This is a genomic window from Clostridium gallinarum, assembly GCF_014836325.1.
GTDB classification, from domain to species: domain Bacteria; phylum Bacillota; class Clostridia; order Clostridiales; family Clostridiaceae; genus Clostridium; species Clostridium gallinarum.
This window is the reverse complement of the sequence record NZ_JACSQZ010000002.1, coordinates 1-17130: the sequence shown is the minus strand read 5'-3', so window position 1 is coordinate 17130 and position 17130 is coordinate 1. Positions and strand designations below refer to the sequence as shown.

Genomic DNA, 17130 nt, shown 5'->3' with positions numbered 1-17130 from the left:
TGCTAAATTTATATACAAAAGACATAGGGAATTCGCTTAGAATATTAAGGAGATGGTAAAATGAAGTTATTAGATTTGTTAAATGGAGTAAACTATGAAGTTTTAAATGGAAATTTAGATATTGATGTAAGTCATATACAATATGATAGTAGAAAAATAGGTGAAGGTGATATTTTTGTTTGTCTTACAGGCTTTGAGGTTGATGGACATAATTATGCTACAAAGGCAATAGAAGCTGGGGCTAAAGTTATATTATGTGAAAAAGATATAAATATAACTAATGAAGATATAACAGTTGTATTAGTTAGAGAAGGAAGAAAAGCTTTAGCAACTATGTCAGCCAATTACTATGGTCATCCAGCTGAAAAATTGAAATTAATAGGTGTTACAGGAACTAATGGGAAAACAACTACTGTTTATTTATTAAAATCTATGCTAGAAAAAGCAGGTAAAAAAGTAGGATTAGTAGGAACTATTGCTAATTATATTGGAGATTTAAAAGTCAAATCAGAAAGAACTACTCCAGAATCTTTAGAACTTCAAAAATTATTTAAGGATATGGTTGATGCTAATTGTGAGTATTGTGTTATGGAAGTTTCATCTCATTCCTTGTATTTAGATAGAGTTTATGGATGTGAGTTTGAAGTGGGAATTTTTACAAATTTAACAAGAGATCATCTAGATTTCCATAAATCATTTGAAAATTATTATAATGCTAAATTTAAACTATTTGAAAGAAGTAAGGCATGCGTTATCAATATAGATGATGACTATGGCTATAGAATTGTAAGAGATATTGAAAGTATAGGAAATAAAGAAGTTAAAACGTACTCGATTAAAGATGAAAGTGACTTTAAAGCATCAGAGGTAATGTTAAAAGAAGGAGATATTCATTTTAAAGTAAATGGGGATAATTATAATTCAGTTTTACCAGGAGAATATAATGTATATAATGCGTTAGGGGCAATTGGTGCAATGAATTTACTAGATATTGACAATGAGTTTGTTAAAAAAGGCCTTCTTGATGTAGTTGTTCCAGGAAGATGTGAAAGAATAGGATATAAATATGATATTCCATATGATATAATAATTGACTTTGCTCATACACCTGATGGATTAAAGAATATATTAGAGACTCTAAAGGATTATACAAAAAATAGATTAATAGCAGTATATGGTTGTGGTGGAGACAGAGATAAGGTAAAGCGTTCTGAACTTGGTAGAATTGGAACTGAACTTGCTGATTTAGCTGTTATAACTTCAGATAATCCAAGAGAAGAAGATCCAATGGCTATTATAAAGGAAATATTATCAGGTATAAGTAAGTCAAATTATATTGCTATAGAAAATAGAGCTGAAGCTATAAAACTTGCATTAAATATGGCTGAAGAGGGAGACGTAGTAGTTCTTGCTGGAAAGGGACATGAAAATTATCAAATAACAAATGAAGGTGTTATTCATTTTGATGAAAGAGAAGTTGTAGATGAAATTTTAGCTGATAAAAGAAAAAAATAGAGGTGGATAAAGTGGAATTATCTTTAATTGAAATACTAGAAGCTACTTCTGGGGAAATAATAATAGAGAAAAAAAGTGAATTTAATAATATTTGTATAGATACAAGGAAAATACAAAAGGATAATATATACTTAGCTATTAATGGAGAAAGGTTTAATGGAAACAAATTTGTAATAGAGGCTTTTTCAAAAGGAGCTTCTATTGCAATAGTAGATGAAATTTTATTTGATATTAAAGATTGTGAAGGGCTTGGAACGGTAATTAAAGTTGAAAATTCAGAAAAAGCTTTATTAGATTTAGCCAAGTTTTATAGAAAAAAACTTGGATTAAAAGTAGTTGGAGTAACTGGTTCTTGTGGTAAAACATCTACAAAAGATTTAATAGCTGCTTTTTTAAGTGAAAAATATAAAGTTTTTAAAACAAAAGGAAATTTTAATAACCAAATAGGACTTCCTCTTATGATATTAGAACTAGATAGTAGCTATGATGTTGCTGTTTTAGAAATGGGAATGAGTAATCTTGGGGAAATAGATGTACTAGCAGAGTGCGCTAGACCTGATATAGCAGTAATAACTAATATAGGTTTATCTCATATAGAAAATTTAAAGACTCAAGAAAATATATTAAAAGCTAAAAGTGAGATTTTTAATTATTTTGATGAAAAGAATACATTAATATTAAATGGTGAGGATGAAAATTTATTAAAAATAAATAATAAATGTTTTGAAATTTTAAGAATTGGCTATAATCATGAATATGATGTTCATGCTTTTAATATTATACTAAAGGAAGATAATACAACCTTCTCAGTTAAGGATAATAATCAGGATTATATATTTAATATACCTATGGCTGGAAAGCATAATGTTTTAAATTCTATGCTAGCAATAGGAGTAGCAAAAAAACTAAATGTTTCTTTTGAAGAAATGGAAAGAGGAATAAATAATTTAGAAGCTACTTCAATGAGATTAGAAGTAATTAAAAAAGATAAAATTACTATAATAAATGATTGCTATAATGCTAGTCCTGATTCAATGAAATCTTCTATTGAGGTTTTAAATACTTATAAAAATGGAAGAAAAGTAGCTATACTTGGAACTATGAATGAACTTGGTGATGAAGCAATAAATGCACATACTGAAGTTGGGTGTTATGCAAAAGAAAAGGTAGAATTACTAGTAGCTATAGGTGATTATAAAGATTGTTATAAGAATGGATTTAAACAAGATAATATAATTACTTTTAGTAACAAGGAAGAATTTTTAGATAATTTAAAGAACGTTATTAAAGAAAATGATGTAATTTTAGTTAAAGCTTCAAGAGGTATGAAGTTTGAAGAAATAGTAAATTCATTAGAAGAGGCTGAAATATAACAAAGGAGGTGACCTGCCTAATTTAGGCAGAAATAATGGGGGATAAATTAATAGACATTATAACATCAAAAGTAGCAATAGGATTAGTATTATCTTTTATAATTTCAATTATATTAGGACCTATAATAATACCTATGCTAACAAAATTGAAATTTGGTCAAAATATTAGAAAAGAAGGGCCTCAGAGCCATCTAAAAAAAGCAGGAACTCCAACTATTGGTGGGTTGATTTTTATAGTTTCAAGCTTAATAGTTATGTTGGTTATGAGATTCAATCCTACAGAAGAGGGAATGATTGCACTATATTCATTATTAGCTTTTGGATTTATTGGATTTTTAGATGATATATTAAAAATTATCAAAAAGGAAAATGAAGGTTTAAAAGCTTGGCAAAAAATGTTGTTACTACTTATCTTTTCAACTATAATTGCGGTTTATGGATATTTCTATTTAGAGCCTAGTTTAAAGATACCATTTTTAGGAACTAAAATACCATTAGGTATTTTATATGTACCATTTGTTATAGTATATTATGCAGGAGCTACTAATGCTGTTAATTTAACGGATGGATTAGATGGTTTAGCAGCTACTGTAAGTGTATTAGTTTTAACTTTCTTTGGTGTTGAAGCTTTTATTATGGGATACGAATCATTAGCAGTTTTCTCATTAGTTTTAGCAGGTGGATTACTAGGTTTCTTAAAGTTTAATGCATATCCAGCAAAGGTATTTATGGGAGATACAGGATCTTTAGCAATAGGTGGTGCTATAGCAACTATTGCATTAATATTAGAAATGCCACTTATTCTAGTAATAGTAGGTGGAATATATGTTATTGAAACTTTATCAGTTATTTTACAAGTTTCATCATATAAGTTAAGAGGTAAAAGATTATTTAAAATGGCACCAATACATCATCATTTTGAACAAGAAGGATGGAGTGAGACAAAGATAGTAACAATTTTTGCAGTTATTACTGTAGTGCTATGCTTTATAGGATTTTTAGCCCTTTAATCATTGATTGGAGGAGTTTTTATGAGAACAGCAAAACAAAAAAATAGAATGGGTGAAATGGACTATGGTATTTTCTATGCTGTTATTATTTTGCTAGCTATAGGAGTAATTATGATTTATTCAGCTAGCTCATACTATGCAATGTTTAAAGAGGGCGATAGTATGATGTATTTAAAAAAACAATTAATTTGGGCAATAACAGGATTAATTGGTATGGTTGTTATATCTAGCTTTGACTATCATAAAATAAAAAAAATTACTCCTCATATTTTAATCACAACTGTTCCTTTGCTAATAGCTGTATTTTTCTTTCCAGCAGTAAATGGTGCTAAAAGATGGATACAACTAGGACCTTTATCATTTCAACCATCTGAGCTTACTAAGTATGCTGTAGTTATGTTTTTAGCAATGAGCTTAGATGCTAAAGGTGATGGGGTGAAGAAATTTTTAACGGGTATAGTTCCTTATTTAGGAGTATCAGGTTTTTTTGCAGCTATGATTTTAGCAGAGAAAAATTTAAGTATAGCAGCTATTATAATGATTGTTACATTTATCATGCTTTTTGTATCTGGTGGAAGATTACAAGATTTATTTGGCAAGGTTGCACCGGTTTTACTAGTAGCTGTAATGATATTTATTTTTGGTGAAGATTATAGAAGAGCAAGAATGCTTAATTTCTTAAATCCATGGCAGGATCCAGCCGGAGATGGATATCAATTAATTCAATCTTTTTATGCATTAGGAGCAGGAGGAGTAACGGGACTAGGTCTTGGTCAATCAAGACAAAAAACTTTATACATGCCTGAGCCACATAATGATTTTATTTTTTCAATAATTGGTGAAGAGCTTGGTTTAATTGGATGTTTATTTATAGTTTCATTATTTGTCTTTTTTGTTTGGCGTGGAATAAAAGTGGCAATTAATGCAAAGGATAGTTATGGCACTTTACTTGCTATTGGAATAACATCAATTATTGCAGTTCAAGCAATTATAAATATTGCTGTTGTAACAGGTTCAATGCCTGTAACTGGAGTTCCTATGCCGTTTATAAGTTATGGAGGAACATCCTTAGTAATAAATATGATGGCTATGGGAATTATTTTAAACATATCAAGGCAGGTTAAAGGAAAAGAAGTATAGTTAAAAGAGCTAGTTTAAGTATTTTAAATTAGCTCTTTTTTTATTTACTTAGATAATATATAAAGATAATATTAATTTATAATAAAACTTTAAATTTAGTAAAATATATAATGAAAAAATAACCAAAAAGTGATATTATGATAATATATAATATTATGCAAAAGTAGGAGAACTATGAATACTAATGTAAGAAAATTTGTAATTAAGAAAAAAAGAAAAAAAATAATTAAAAAATTAATACTGGGATTATTTATATTGATCATTGGAATTATAATTTTTATATATAAAACTCCAATGTTCAACTTAAAAAATATAAATATAACAGGACTAGTAACATTAAATAATGATAGTTTACAAGAATTATTAAAATACAATATAGGGCAAAACATTTTTACAATAGATTATAATAAGATTGAAGAAGATCTGATGGAAAATCCATATATTAAAGAAGTAAAAATAAGTAAAAAAGGTATTAATAAAATTTCAATAAATATTGTGGAAGATAAAATTGCATATTATTTAATTAGTAATGATAAGTATAAAGCTATTAATACTGAAGGGGTAGTAGTAGAAGATTTAGAAAGTCTAGGTGATAGAAGTTTAACTAAGTTAACAGGTATAGATGTTTCAGATAAAAAAATTGGTGAAAAGATATGTGAAGATTCATATATGCCATCAACTTTAGAAAATTTCTATAAAATGATAGAAGTTTTGCCACCAGAGTATAAAATTTCAGAGATTAATATTTTCGATCTTAATAATATTAGTTGTATTATAGGGGATGTAGAAATAAAATTAGGGGATAGTACTGATATATTTGATAAAGTAAATATAGCTTTAAATATTATAGAGCAGGGTATTATAACAAAAGGATATATTGATATGAGTTTTGACGGAGCTCCTGTGATTAATCAAGTTGAATAGAAAGGGGGAATTAGTATGAAAAAATTAACATCGCAGATTTTTGTAGCAATTGTTTGTGCATTTTTGGGTTTTTTGCTAGCACATCAATTTAAATTGCTTAATGAGAAAGATAAAATAAATGTTAATAGTCAAAATGGAGATATTATAGCAGAAATTGAAGCTTTAAAAAAAGAAAAAGAAGAATTAAGTAAGACTAATAGTGATTTGTCTGAACAGCTTAAGGAATTAGAGGAAAAGGCATCTAATAATGGGGCACTTGAAGCTGAAATTAAGAAGCAACTAGATAATGCAAGAATGAATTTAGGATTATTAGATGTAAAAGGACCAGGAATTATTATAACAATTACACCAAAGACTAATATATTTGGATCTAATACAGATAATAGAACTATATCAGAAGATGAGATAGTTCATGTAGTTAATTCATTAAGATATATAAAAGCAGAGGCTATATCTGTTAATGATTATAGGCTAACACCTCAAACAGGTATTAAAAGTTCAGGTAATTGGATCTGGATTGGAACATCTAAAATAGATCCCACTGGAAAAATTGTTATAAAGGCAATTGGAGATAAGCAAGCATTAAAAGTAGCAGCTAATTTTATTGGGGTCTTAGATTATGGAGCTTTACGTAATTATCAAAGTGAAGTTAGTGAAAGTGATGAAATTATAATAACTAAAACAACTCAATCTTTAAAGAATGAGTATATTAAGCCAGTAAATTAGAAAGGGGGATTAAAAATGATAGCATTTATAGGTCTTTTATTAGGTGTTCTTTTAGGGTTATTATTAGATGTTAATATTCCAGAAACTTTATCTCCCTATATGTCTGTTGCAATACTTGCTTGCTTAGATTCAGTTTTTGGAGCGGTAAGAGCTTCTTTATCTAAAAATTTTAAAGCAGATATATTTATATCAGGCTTTTTTGGTAATGCAGCTTTAGCAGCGGCTCTTGCTTACTTGGGTGATAAGCTTGGAATACCAATGTATATAGCAGCAGTTATTGTATTTGGAGGTAGAATTTTTGATAACTTTGCTATAATAAGAAGATTAATAATAGAAAGTTTAAAATCTCGTAAGCGAGGTGAATAAATGAAAAATATAAAAGGGAAAATTTTTATTTTAGGTACATCAATTATTACGGGGTTTTTAATTATAAATAGTATTAATTTAAGTGATGTAAGCAATGGAATACAATCTCTTAATGCTATTGATTATAAAAATGCTATTGAAGAGAGAAATCAGCTTTATAAGGATATAGAAGATATAAAAAGTCAAAATATTGATTATAGATATCAAATTAGTAAATATGATAGTGATGATCCTTTAAAAAGTGAAAAACTTATTGAAGATATGAAAAATCAACTAGTAAATTATAGTGAACTAAGCGGAACAAGTGCAGTTAAAGGACCAGGTCTAATAATAAAGATGCAAGATGAAGAAATAGATAGGGTTTGGGATACTCAAGCTGAAATAGCTAGAAAAATGATTCATGAAGATGATATGGCTTTAGTTATAAATGATATAAGAAGTGCAGGAGCAGAAGCAATATCAATTAATAATCATAGAATATTAACTAATACCAATGTAAGTTGTTATTGGGCTTATATAGGATTTGAAGATGAATCTAGTGTTTTTGCACCATTTTATATTAGTGTTATAGGAAATCCAGAAGAAATGAAGGCAATATTATTATCAGAAAATAGCGTTATTCAAAGGTTAAAAGCAAGAAAAATAAAAGTAGAAATTGAGGTTAAAGACGAAGTTATAATTCCTATAACAAAGCAAAATACAGAACCACAATTTATGCAAAGATACGATGAAAAATAAATATTAAAAAAATCTATAAGAATTGAAGGATTTTAAGGTTTTTTGAAGAATAATTACATTAGGTAAATAAGCTCTTTAGGAGGATATATCTTGAGTATTGAAGAAAATTTAAATAAAATTAAAAATGATATTTCAAAAGATATTACGTTAGTTGCAGTATCTAAAACTAAACCTATAGAGGATTTAAAAATAGCTTATAATTTAGGTCAAAGAGATTTTGGAGAAAATAAAGTTCAGGAGTTTATTGATAAAGAGGAATCCTTACCTAAAGATATAAGATGGCATTTTATAGGAAATTTACAAACTAATAAAGTAAAATATTTAGTTGGTAAAGTGAACTTAATACATTCTTTATCGAGTATAAAACTTTTAAAAAAAATTGATGAAGAATTTGCGAAGAAAGATTGCATTGCTAATGTTTTAATTCAAATAAATATAGGGAGAGAAGAAACAAAGGGTGGAATTTTTGAGGAAGATATAGAAAGTTTTATAAATGAGGTTGAAGCTTGCAATAACTGTAAGGTAAAAGGAATAATGACTATAATCCCTAAAGGAAATGATGAAGAAAATAGATATTATTTCAAAAAAATGAAAATAATATATGATAATTTAAGTAAAAAATCATACAAAAATATTACAATGGAAATTTTATCAATGGGTATGACTCATGATTATAAAATAGCTTTAGAGGAAGGTTCCAACTTGATAAGAGTTGGAGAAGGAATCTTTGGCAAAAGAAATATAATAGGAGGATTGACTAATGAGTAATATGTTTGGAAAATTTAAGGAAATAATGGGGCTTGGAGACTATGAGGATGAATTCGATGATTTAGAAGAAATAGAAGTAGAAGAAGAAAATCAAGAAGAAATGGAACCTATAATATCAAAACAAAAAGGTAATAAGGTAGTTAACATACATACAGCTTCAACAGCTAAGGTAATGGTTACTAAACCTGCTAATTATGATGATGCAAGAGAAATATCTGATGCAATAAAGGCTAGAAAAATAGTTTTAGTTAACGCTACAACTTTAGAAACTAAGGTTGCTCAAAGATTAGTAGACTTTATAAGCGGTTCTTGCTATGTTTTAGGTGCTACTTTACAAGAAATTGAGCATAGAGTTTATTTATTATCGCCTTCAAATGTTGAAGTAACAAATGAATTAAAAAATGAATTAAGTTCCAAAGCGTTATTTAATTGGAACAAATAGGAGGAGATTAAAATAGAAATAGTTTTTTTAGCAATTAGATTATTAACTAGAGCTTTAGAAATAACTATTTTTTTAGAAATTATATTATCTATTTTCCCTAATATAAGGGAGAATTCGTTGTATAATATTATAGCATCTTTTAATTATCCAATTTTGCAACCTTTTAGAGTTATACAAAGTAAAGTTTTTAAGAATAATATAATAGATTTTTCACCATTATTTGCAATAATGTTATTATCTTATATTAGGATGTTATTTTAATGTTAACTAAAGAAATTTTACTTAAAAACTTTTCTGATGAAGATGCAAAAGAAGCTATAAAAGTTTATGAAAATTATAGGTTAGCTTATGAAAAAGATATAACTATTTTTACAAGTAGTTTTTGTTCTCCAAATATATGGAGTTTCTTTGAAAAGTATTGTAATAAAAATAGTTTATTAATTGAGACTAATGGAATTTTTGATGAATCTGAAAGAAGAATGATTTCATTTAATAATCCCTATAAATTAGATTATCCTATTAATATTATTGAAGTAATTAATAAATCTAATTTTTCTAAATTAGAACATAAAGATTATTTAGGTGCAATATTATCTTTAGGAATTGAAAGAAATAAAATAGGAGATATTGTAGTAAAAGAAAATAGAGCATATTTTCCTATTATAGAGGAAATAAGTAGTTATGTTTTATCAAATTTGAATTGTATTGGTAGATCACCAGTTGAAACAAAAATTTTAGATGATTTAAATATGATACCTTCTGTAAATTTTGAGGAATTAATAATAAATATATCTTCATTAAGATTAGATAATATAGTTGCAAAAATATCCAATATATCTAGAGCTAAGGCTTTGGAACTTTTAGAAAGCAGTAAAGTTTTGGTGGATTATGTAAAAACTAAAGATAAAAGCCAAGAACTTTTAAAGGGCTCAAGAGTAACCATAAGAGGAAAGGGCAAATATATAATTGGAGAGATTATTGGCGAAACAAGAAGTGGTAAAAAGAGAGTTATAATAAAAAAATATATTTAATGTGTAGAGGTGATTGTATGAAACTTACTCCAATGGATATAAGCAATAAGGAATTTAAAAAAGGATTTAGAGGCTACGATACTGAAGAAGTAGATGAGTTTATAAATGAAATAATAGATAATTATGAAGAATTATTTAAAGAAAATTCAAGACTAAAGGAAAATTTATCAAGAGTTAATGAAAAATTAGAGCATTATGTTAAAATAGAAAATACAATACAAAATACATTATTATTAGCTCAAAATGCTGCAGAGCAAGCTAGAGAGGCATCTCAAAAAGAAGCAGACATGATATTAAAAAATGCAAATGAAGCAGCAAAGAAAATTTTAGATAAAGCACATGATAATGTAATATCTATTAATGATGAGTATGAAAAAGTAAAACAAGAGTTTGTAAGATTTAGAGCTAAATTTAGAAACTTTATGAATGCTCAAACAGAAACTTTTGATGAGCTAGAAAAAGATTTAACTAAACATTATAATGTTTCTGAACCTACAGAAAAGTTTATTGAAGAAAAAGGTATACAAATATCATCGAATAATATTGAAATGATAGATGAAGTATATACCGAAGATATGGATGAAATAAAAAGCTTTTTTGCTAAAACAGAAGAATAAAATCCGTTTAATACGGATTTTTTGTTTTTAATAAATTTATATATTGAGAGAAAAGGTTTGTTATATTATAATGTGTTAAGAATTAAAATTTTGGAGAATTATAATGGATAAATTATTTTTTAAAATAACAAATGAAAATGATGAAAATTTAAGAATAGACAAATACTTATCAAATGTAATTGAAGGAAAATCAAGGTCATTTATTCAAGGGTTGATAGACTCAAATTCTATACTTGTAAATAAAAAAGTAATTAAAAGTAATTATAAGCTTAAGCTACAAGATGAAATAGAAGTTACTATGCCAGAGCCTATTGAGTTAGATGTTAAAGCAGAACCTATTGAACTAAATATAATTTATGAAGATAAAGATGTAATTGTATTAAATAAACCTCAAGGAGTAGTGGTTCATCCAGCTCCTGGAAATTACTCGGGTACTTTAGTAAATGGATTACTTTATCATTGTAAAGATTTATCAGGAATAAATGGAGTAATAAGACCAGGGATTGTACATAGAATTGATAAAGATACTTCTGGTATATTAGTTATAGCTAAAAATGATGAGGCACATAATATTTTAGCTGCTCAATTTAAAGAGCATAGTATAAAAAGAGAATATTATGCACTAGTAGAAGGTAAGTTTAATAAATTAGAAGGAACAGTAGATAAACCAATAGGAAGAAATAAAAAAGATAGATTAAAGATGGCAATTGTTGATGATGGGAAGAGAGCAGTTACACATTATGAAGTGTTAGAACAATACAATAATAATACAGCTTTAGTTAAGTGTGTATTAGAAACTGGAAGGACTCATCAAATTAGAGTTCATATGGCATCTATTGGTCATCCGTTAGTAGGAGATCCTTTATATGGACTTAAAAGGCAAAAGTTTAAATTACAGGGGCAAGTTTTGCATGCAAAAACTTTAGGATTTATTCATCCAACTAAAAATGAATATATGGAATTTGATTCTGATTTACCAGATTATTATATAGAATTATTAAATACTTTAAGAAAATAGAGGTGAAAAAATGAATTTAAAAGCAAATTTATTAGATGATAAAGCTATAAGAAGAACTTTAGTTAGAATATCTCATGAAATAATAGAAAAAAATAAAGGCGTTGAAGATGTTGTTTTAATAGGAATAAAAAGAAGAGGATATCCTATAGCAGAAAGAATTGCAAAAAATATTGAGAGTATTGAAGGAATTAAAGTTCCTGTTGGTTCAGTAGATATTACATTATATAGAGATGATATAACGGAAATTAAAGATACACCAAAGGTTAATAATTCTAATTTAGGTGTAGAAGTAATAGGGAAAAAGGTAATATTAGTAGATGATGTTTTATATACATGTAGAACTGTAAGAGCAGGAATAGATGCTGTTATGGATTCAGGAAGACCAGATCAAATACAATTAGCAGTATTAATAGATAGAGGGCATAAGGAATTACCTATACGTGCAGATTATGTTGGAAAGAATATTCCTACTTCTAAAAGTGAAATTATAGCTGTAGAAATTGAAGAAATAGACGGAGAAGACTCTGTTAAAATTTACGAAGGAAAATAGAGGAGATAAGTATGGAATATGATTTAATTGCAACAACAACCTTTGGTTTAGAAGGTATTACTGCTAAAGAGTTAAAGGCACTAGGATATGAGGATTTAAGAACAGAAAATGGTAAAGTTCATTTTAAGGGTGATGAAATGGATATTGCAATTGCAAATATTCATTTAAGAACTGCTGATAGAATTTTAATAAAAATGGGAGAATTTGAAGCAAGGAGTTTTGAAGAGTTATTTCAAGGAACTAAAAGTATAAAATGGAGTGAATTAATTCCTATAGATGGATTTATGCATGTTAATGGTAAATCAGTAAAATCTACTTTACATAGCGTTCCAGATTGTCAATCTATAGTAAAAAAAGCTATCGTAGATAGTATGAGTGATTCTTATGGTGTTACACAATTTGCAGAAGATGGACCATTATATAAAATAGAAGTATCTATTTTAAAGGATGTTGTTACATTAACTATAGATACCTCAGGCCCAGGTCTTCATAAAAGAGGATATAGAGAAGAGGCTGGTGCAGCTCCCTTAAAAGAAACTTTAGCTGCTGCTATGGTTTTAATTTCAAGATGGAAAGAGGAGTTTGTTTTAGTAGATCCTTTTTGTGGATCAGGAACTATATTAATAGAAGCTGCTATGATAATGCAAAATATAGCGCCAGGACTATGTAGATCTTTTACTTGTGAAACATGGCCTACAATGGATGAAGATATTTTTGAACAAGTAAGAGAAGGTGCTGAAAGAGCAATAAAAAATAAAGATATTAAATTATTAGGATATGATATAGATGGAAGAATATTAAGAGTAGCTAGAAGTAATGCAGAAAAAGCAGGAGTAGCTAAGTATATAGAGTTTCACAGAAGAGATTTCAAGGAGTTTTCAAGTGGTGAAAAGTATGGTTTTATGATTTCTAATCCTCCATATGGTGAAAGATTAGGAGAAAAGAAGGAAGTAGAAGAACTATATAAGATATTTGGAGCTTATAAGAAAAAATTTATAAATTGGGATTATAATATACTTACTTCCTATGAAAAATTTGAAGTTCCTTTTGGAATAAAATCAAGCAAAAATAGAAAGCTTTATAATGGTAAGTTAAAATGTTATTATTATCAATACTTTGATAATGAATTAATTAAAAACCCTGGAGATATGGTTATAAATCATATATAAAGTCTCTAAAAAAGAGTTGTTTCATAATAATATGCGACAACTCTTTTATCAATTATTTTAATATTTTATTATTTTCAAATTTTAAATTATTGTATTCACTTGGTTCAGTATAAATAGTGTAATTAGTATTATATATAACCATTCCAGGTTTAGCACCATTTGGTTTTTTTATATTTTTAACAAGAGTATAATCTACTGGTACTTTAGTAGAGTTTTTAGCTTTACTGTAATAAGAAGCAAGAATTGCTGCTTCCTCTATAGCTGTATCAGATGGTTCAAAGCTGCAAAGTATAACATGCGAACCAGGAATATTTTTTGTGTGAAGCCATAAATAATTTTTATTTGCAAATTTTAAAGTTAAATAATCGTTTTGTATATTATTTTTGCCTATATATATATCAGTTCCATCAGAAGATATTATATGAATTGGCTTAGATCCTTTATCTTTTTTATTCTTTTTAGAGCTTCCTTTAAATTTTAAATATCCAGTTTCTATAAGTTCTTTTTTTATATCATCTATTTCTGCATAATCTTCACAATTTAGAATATTTGTTAATACAGAATTAAGATACTCTATTTCAGAATTGTTTTTTTCAAGTTGTTCTATTGCAGATTCTTCTGATTTTTTTAGCTTATTATATTTTTTATATAACTTTTGAATATTTTCAGAGGCTGATTTATTTTCATCTAATTTTATAGTTAAATATTCTTCTTCATTTTCATTATAGAAATTTAATAAAGATATTTCCTTTTGTCCTTTTTCTATCATATAAATATACGAAGTCAATAAATCTCCTTGAATTTTAAATTTTTCTTTTTCATTGCACTCTTTTAATATGGATCTAAGTTTTTTTTCTTTATTAACACATCTCTCTATGTTAGTAGAAATTAATCTTTGTAAATCCATACTTCTAGCTGACAGTCTATCTTGCTTATCTTTTACGGTAAAAAATTCATCTAATAATAAATTAGGATTATCAAATTTAATTTGTAAATATTTATCCTGAAGATTTTCTAAATTAATACAATAAAAATCTTTGAATACATCTTTATCTTTATAGATAGAGTAAGAAAAATTATTCTTTATATTTTCTATAAAAAATTTAAAGAAATTAAAAATTGTTTTTAGATTTATGGTATTATTATCTTGTAGGAAATTTATATATAAACTTCTAGATAAAGGTTTTCCTACTCCAGTAAAAACATTTGTAAAGAAATCTTCATTAAATTGTATTTCTTTATTACATAAAAACATATTATAATCATCAAGAGAGAAATCAAATGGGTTTAACTTGTTAGATTTAGGTGGATATACATAATTTACACCTGGATATAAGACTCTAAAGGTGTTTATATCAGAAGATATATGTTTAATACACTCCATAACTTTATTATCTCTTTCTCTAACAAGAGTAATATTACTATGTCTACCCATGATTTCAACTATTAAAATATATTTACTATCGAATCCAAGTTCATCGGTAGATTCGATATGTAATTTAATTATTCTATCACCATTTAATTGAGTTATATCAGTTATTCTTCCACCAATTAAGTATTTTCTCATTACCATTGTGAACATTGGTGCTTGAAGAGGATTAGGTTTACTTATGTTAGTTAAATGAATTCTAGGAAATTTTGAAGAGGCAGATATTAATAATTTTACGTTTTCTCTTCCTTTTCTAAGTGTTAAAATAACTTCATCTTTTTCTGGTTGATTTATTTTATCTATTTTAGAATTTAATATTGATTTTTTGAAATCATGTACTAAACTATATAAGTAGATTCCATCAAAGGCCATATTTATCATCCTTTCTTTGGTAATAACATAAGCATAGTATAACATTTAATAGTTAATTTTATCAATGGTATATAAGGAGAAATGGAGGGGATTTTATGAATTTTATTAAGATGCAAGCTTTAGGAAATGATTTTATCTTAATTGATGATTCTGATGAAAAAATAATTGAAAATGAAATTCAAATTGCAAAAAAGGTTTGCAATAGAAAATTTGGCGTAGGAGCTGATGGATTGGTTATAGTTAGAGAATCTAATTATGGCCATAAAAAAATGATAATTATTAATAGTGATGGGTCTAGGGCTAATATGTGTGGTAATGCTATAAGATGCTTTGCTAAATATTTATATGAAATAGAATTTATAAAAGGAAATAAGTTATTAATTGAAACAGGTGATGGAATAAAAGAAGTAGAACTATATTTAAAAAATAACAAAGTTGACTTGATTAAAGTAAAAATGGGTAAGGTAAGCTTTAAAGGAGAAGATATACCACTAAAATTAAAAGAAGAATTAATAAATGAAGAAATTTTAATAAATAATAAACTATATAAAATTACTAGTCTTTTAATAGGAGTACCTCACACTATATTAATAAATAATAATAATGAATATACTATAGATGATGGTAAAATAATAGAAAAACATGATTTATTTTTAGAAGGTACTAATGTAAATATAGTAAAAATAATAGATAAAGGGAATATAGAAGTAAAAACATGGGAAAGAGGTGCTGGAGCTACATTAGCTTGTGGAACAGGATGTTGTGCATCTGTAGCTACATTAAATAAATTTGGATTAGCTAATAATAAAGTAAAAGTTAAAACATTAGGAGGAAATTTAGAAGTTAATATTATAAATGAAGAAATTTATATGATTGGAGGAGCAGAGTTTATCTGCAAAGGTGAATTATTGTTTTAAAGAGGTAAAATATGAGAAGTATAGGAAGAAAAACAAAAAGAAAAAGATTGAGCCTTAGTATATTAATGATATTTGTAGTATCTATATTTTACGGATGTAAGAATAAAGAAGAAAAATATATTAAAGTAGATTTAAATAGTGGAGCAATAGCAATTGAAAAATCAGGTGAATATAATGTTTATAATTTTAGTAATGGAATATATGAGAAAGTAGAGTTAGGATATGTAATAACATCCTTTGATTCACAAAGTGGTAATTTTATTTTTAATCAAAATGGAGAATTTAAAGTAAATTATTTAGGAGAAGAATTCTTAATAAATGAAAATGATAATGATAATATATATTCAGCTAAGTTATCAAGAGGTGGGAATTATTTAAGTTATTTTGTTAAAAATGGTTATTTGGATTTAAAGATAAAAGATTTAGCTGAAAATAAAAATATAGATATTAATAGTAATGTTTATATTTCAGGAGAATTACTAGACTGGTTAGATAAAGATACTTTAGTTTATTACGGAGTAGATAAAAATAAGAATAACGGATTATTTATATATAACATAAAGGAAGGAACAGAAGAACTTTTATACAAACTGGACTCAGGATACGTTGAATATTTAAAAGTTTTAGATAATGGATTAGTATTCCTTCAAGAAAAGGAGGGCAAGCAAAAATATTTAAAATTTATTAATGAAACTGGTGAAGTAAGTTATTCTTTAAATAATATAGTTGAAGCTATTGATATAGAAGAAACTTCTAATGGAGTATTTGTTTTAGGTAAAGTAGAAAATAATAATTATTCTTTATATGAATTAAAAGATGGAAAAATAAAGAGGCTTGTTTATGATTTTCCTAAAATAATAAATTTAGAAAAAGGATTATCAAAAGATAGTGAAGGAAATATATTATTTGTTGGAGGAGAAGATATAGATAATCAAAAAATATATATATGTATTGATGAAGCAATAAGTTCAATAGATGTGGAAGATGGAAATTATTATTTTATAGAATATAATTAGGAGTATTTA

The 17130-nt window shown here is 26.6% G+C and carries 19 protein-coding genes; 18 read left to right on the top strand and 1 reads right to left on the bottom strand.

Annotated features, from left to right (window positions below; genetic code table 11):
* The first annotated feature begins 60 nt into the window (after positions 1 to 60).
* The 16 genes from H9660_RS00640 to H9660_RS00565 all read left to right on the top strand — a co-directional run bounded on the left by H9660_RS00640 (position 61) and on the right by H9660_RS00565 (position 13387).
* Positions 61 to 1515: a UDP-N-acetylmuramoyl-L-alanyl-D-glutamate--2,6-diaminopimelate ligase gene (locus H9660_RS00640; RefSeq protein ID WP_191747473.1), complete on the top strand. Its 1455-nt coding sequence runs from the start codon at positions 61 to 63 to the stop codon at positions 1513 to 1515.
* An 11-nt stretch (positions 1516 to 1526) separates the two neighbouring features.
* The gene (locus H9660_RS00635) at positions 1527 to 2888 is read left to right on the top strand and encodes a UDP-N-acetylmuramoyl-tripeptide--D-alanyl-D-alanine ligase (RefSeq protein ID WP_191747471.1); all 1362 of its coding nucleotides are present in this window, start codon (positions 1527 to 1529) and stop codon (positions 2886 to 2888) included.
* 35 nt (positions 2889 to 2923) lie between these two features.
* Complete coding sequence (mraY, locus tag H9660_RS00630; RefSeq protein ID WP_191747469.1) at positions 2924 to 3898, top strand: phospho-N-acetylmuramoyl-pentapeptide-transferase; 975 nt, start codon at positions 2924 to 2926, stop codon at positions 3896 to 3898.
* A 21-nt stretch (positions 3899 to 3919) separates the two neighbouring features.
* Positions 3920 to 5038 carry a stage V sporulation protein E gene (gene spoVE, locus H9660_RS00625; protein WP_191747467.1) on the top strand — a complete coding sequence of 373 codons (1119 nt, stop codon included), beginning with the start codon at positions 3920 to 3922 and terminating at the stop codon, positions 5036 to 5038.
* Between the two features lie 174 nt (positions 5039 to 5212).
* Positions 5213 to 5962 carry a cell division protein FtsQ/DivIB gene (locus H9660_RS00620; RefSeq protein ID WP_191747465.1) on the top strand — a complete coding sequence of 250 codons (750 nt, stop codon included), beginning with the start codon at positions 5213 to 5215 and terminating at the stop codon, positions 5960 to 5962.
* 15 nt (positions 5963 to 5977) lie between these two features.
* On the top strand, positions 5978 to 6688 hold the full coding sequence (locus tag H9660_RS00615) for a DUF881 domain-containing protein (RefSeq protein ID WP_191747463.1): 711 nt from the start codon (positions 5978 to 5980) through the stop codon (positions 6686 to 6688).
* Between the two features lie 15 nt (positions 6689 to 6703).
* Positions 6704 to 7054: a small basic family protein gene (locus H9660_RS00610; RefSeq protein ID WP_191747461.1), complete on the top strand. Its 351-nt coding sequence runs from the start codon at positions 6704 to 6706 to the stop codon at positions 7052 to 7054.
* Positions 7055 to 7792, top strand: a complete 738-nt coding sequence (locus tag H9660_RS00605) for a DUF881 domain-containing protein (RefSeq protein WP_191747459.1) — start codon at positions 7055 to 7057, stop codon at positions 7790 to 7792.
* A gap of 90 nt (positions 7793 to 7882) precedes the next feature.
* Positions 7883 to 8560, top strand: a complete 678-nt coding sequence (locus H9660_RS00600) for a YggS family pyridoxal phosphate-dependent enzyme (RefSeq protein ID WP_191747457.1) — start codon at positions 7883 to 7885, stop codon at positions 8558 to 8560.
* Positions 8553 to 9002, top strand: a complete 450-nt coding sequence (locus H9660_RS00595) for a cell division protein SepF (protein WP_191747455.1) — start codon at positions 8553 to 8555, stop codon at positions 9000 to 9002. Before H9660_RS00600 ends, H9660_RS00595 begins: the two co-directional genes overlap by 8 nt.
* Positions 9003 to 9008: 6 nt before the next feature.
* Complete coding sequence (locus H9660_RS16640) at positions 9009 to 9263, top strand: YggT family protein (RefSeq protein WP_191747659.1); 255 nt, start codon at positions 9009 to 9011, stop codon at positions 9261 to 9263.
* Positions 9263 to 10033, top strand: a complete 771-nt coding sequence (locus H9660_RS00585) for a YlmH/Sll1252 family protein (protein ID WP_191747453.1) — start codon at positions 9263 to 9265, stop codon at positions 10031 to 10033. The genes H9660_RS16640 and H9660_RS00585 overlap by 1 nt, the downstream gene beginning before the upstream one ends.
* Positions 10034 to 10050: 17 nt before the next feature.
* Entirely contained in the window at positions 10051 to 10650 is a 600-nt protein-coding gene (locus H9660_RS00580) for a DivIVA domain-containing protein (protein ID WP_191747451.1), read from the top strand.
* 103 nt (positions 10651 to 10753) lie between these two features.
* On the top strand, positions 10754 to 11668 hold the full coding sequence (locus tag H9660_RS00575; protein ID WP_191747449.1) for an RluA family pseudouridine synthase: 915 nt from the start codon (positions 10754 to 10756) through the stop codon (positions 11666 to 11668).
* Between the two features lie 10 nt (positions 11669 to 11678).
* Positions 11679 to 12218: a bifunctional pyr operon transcriptional regulator/uracil phosphoribosyltransferase PyrR gene (gene pyrR, locus H9660_RS00570; protein WP_191747447.1), complete on the top strand. Its 540-nt coding sequence runs from the start codon at positions 11679 to 11681 to the stop codon at positions 12216 to 12218.
* 11 nt (positions 12219 to 12229) lie between these two features.
* Entirely contained in the window at positions 12230 to 13387 is a 1158-nt protein-coding gene (locus tag H9660_RS00565; protein ID WP_191747446.1) for a THUMP domain-containing class I SAM-dependent RNA methyltransferase, read from the top strand.
* Positions 13388 to 13439: 52 nt separating this feature from the next.
* Here H9660_RS00565 and H9660_RS00560 read toward each other — a convergent pair whose 3' ends face one another.
* Positions 13440 to 15188, bottom strand: a complete 1749-nt coding sequence (locus H9660_RS00560; RefSeq protein ID WP_191747444.1) for an Rqc2 family fibronectin-binding protein — start codon at positions 15186 to 15188, stop codon at positions 13440 to 13442.
* A 95-nt stretch (positions 15189 to 15283) separates the two neighbouring features.
* On the opposite strand from H9660_RS00560, the gene dapF reads away from it, so the two are divergent.
* Both dapF and H9660_RS00550 read left to right on the top strand, forming a co-directional pair.
* Positions 15284 to 16105 (top strand): diaminopimelate epimerase, encoded by an 822-nt coding sequence (gene dapF / locus H9660_RS00555; RefSeq protein WP_191747443.1) that lies wholly within the window; start codon positions 15284 to 15286, stop codon positions 16103 to 16105.
* A gap of 11 nt (positions 16106 to 16116) precedes the next feature.
* Positions 16117 to 17121 (top strand): hypothetical protein, encoded by a 1005-nt coding sequence (locus H9660_RS00550; protein WP_243190566.1) that lies wholly within the window; start codon positions 16117 to 16119, stop codon positions 17119 to 17121.
* The last annotated feature ends 9 nt before the right edge of the window (positions 17122 to 17130 follow it).

Bases quoted from the DNA above. Each gene is read 5' to 3' on its own strand.
- H9660_RS00640 (WP_191747473.1), top strand. From the start codon at position 61: ATGAAGTTATTAGATTTGTTAAATGGAGTAAACTATGAAGTTTTAAAT.
- mraY (WP_191747469.1), top strand. From the start codon at position 2,924: ATGGGGGATAAATTAATAGACATTATAACATCAAAAGTAGCAATAGGA.
- spoVE (WP_191747467.1), top strand. From the start codon at position 3,920: ATGAGAACAGCAAAACAAAAAAATAGAATGGGTGAAATGGACTATGGT.
- H9660_RS00620 (WP_191747465.1), top strand. From the start codon at position 5,213: ATGAATACTAATGTAAGAAAATTTGTAATTAAGAAAAAAAGAAAAAAA.
- H9660_RS00615 (WP_191747463.1), top strand. From the start codon at position 5,978: ATGAAAAAATTAACATCGCAGATTTTTGTAGCAATTGTTTGTGCATTT.
- H9660_RS00610 (WP_191747461.1), top strand. From the start codon at position 6,704: ATGATAGCATTTATAGGTCTTTTATTAGGTGTTCTTTTAGGGTTATTA.
- H9660_RS00605 (WP_191747459.1), top strand. From the start codon at position 7,055: ATGAAAAATATAAAAGGGAAAATTTTTATTTTAGGTACATCAATTATT.
- H9660_RS00595 (WP_191747455.1), top strand. From the start codon at position 8,553: ATGAGTAATATGTTTGGAAAATTTAAGGAAATAATGGGGCTTGGAGAC.
- H9660_RS00585 (WP_191747453.1), top strand. From the start codon at position 9,263: ATGTTAACTAAAGAAATTTTACTTAAAAACTTTTCTGATGAAGATGCA.
- H9660_RS00580 (WP_191747451.1), top strand. From the start codon at position 10,051: ATGAAACTTACTCCAATGGATATAAGCAATAAGGAATTTAAAAAAGGA.
- H9660_RS00575 (WP_191747449.1), top strand. From the start codon at position 10,754: ATGGATAAATTATTTTTTAAAATAACAAATGAAAATGATGAAAATTTA.
- pyrR (WP_191747447.1), top strand. From the start codon at position 11,679: ATGAATTTAAAAGCAAATTTATTAGATGATAAAGCTATAAGAAGAACT.
- H9660_RS00565 (WP_191747446.1), top strand. From the start codon at position 12,230: ATGGAATATGATTTAATTGCAACAACAACCTTTGGTTTAGAAGGTATT.
- H9660_RS00560 (WP_191747444.1), bottom strand. From the start codon at position 15,188: ATGGCCTTTGATGGAATCTACTTATATAGTTTAGTACATGATTTCAAA.
- dapF (WP_191747443.1), top strand. From the start codon at position 15,284: ATGAATTTTATTAAGATGCAAGCTTTAGGAAATGATTTTATCTTAATT.
- H9660_RS00550 (WP_243190566.1), top strand. From the start codon at position 16,117: ATGAGAAGTATAGGAAGAAAAACAAAAAGAAAAAGATTGAGCCTTAGT.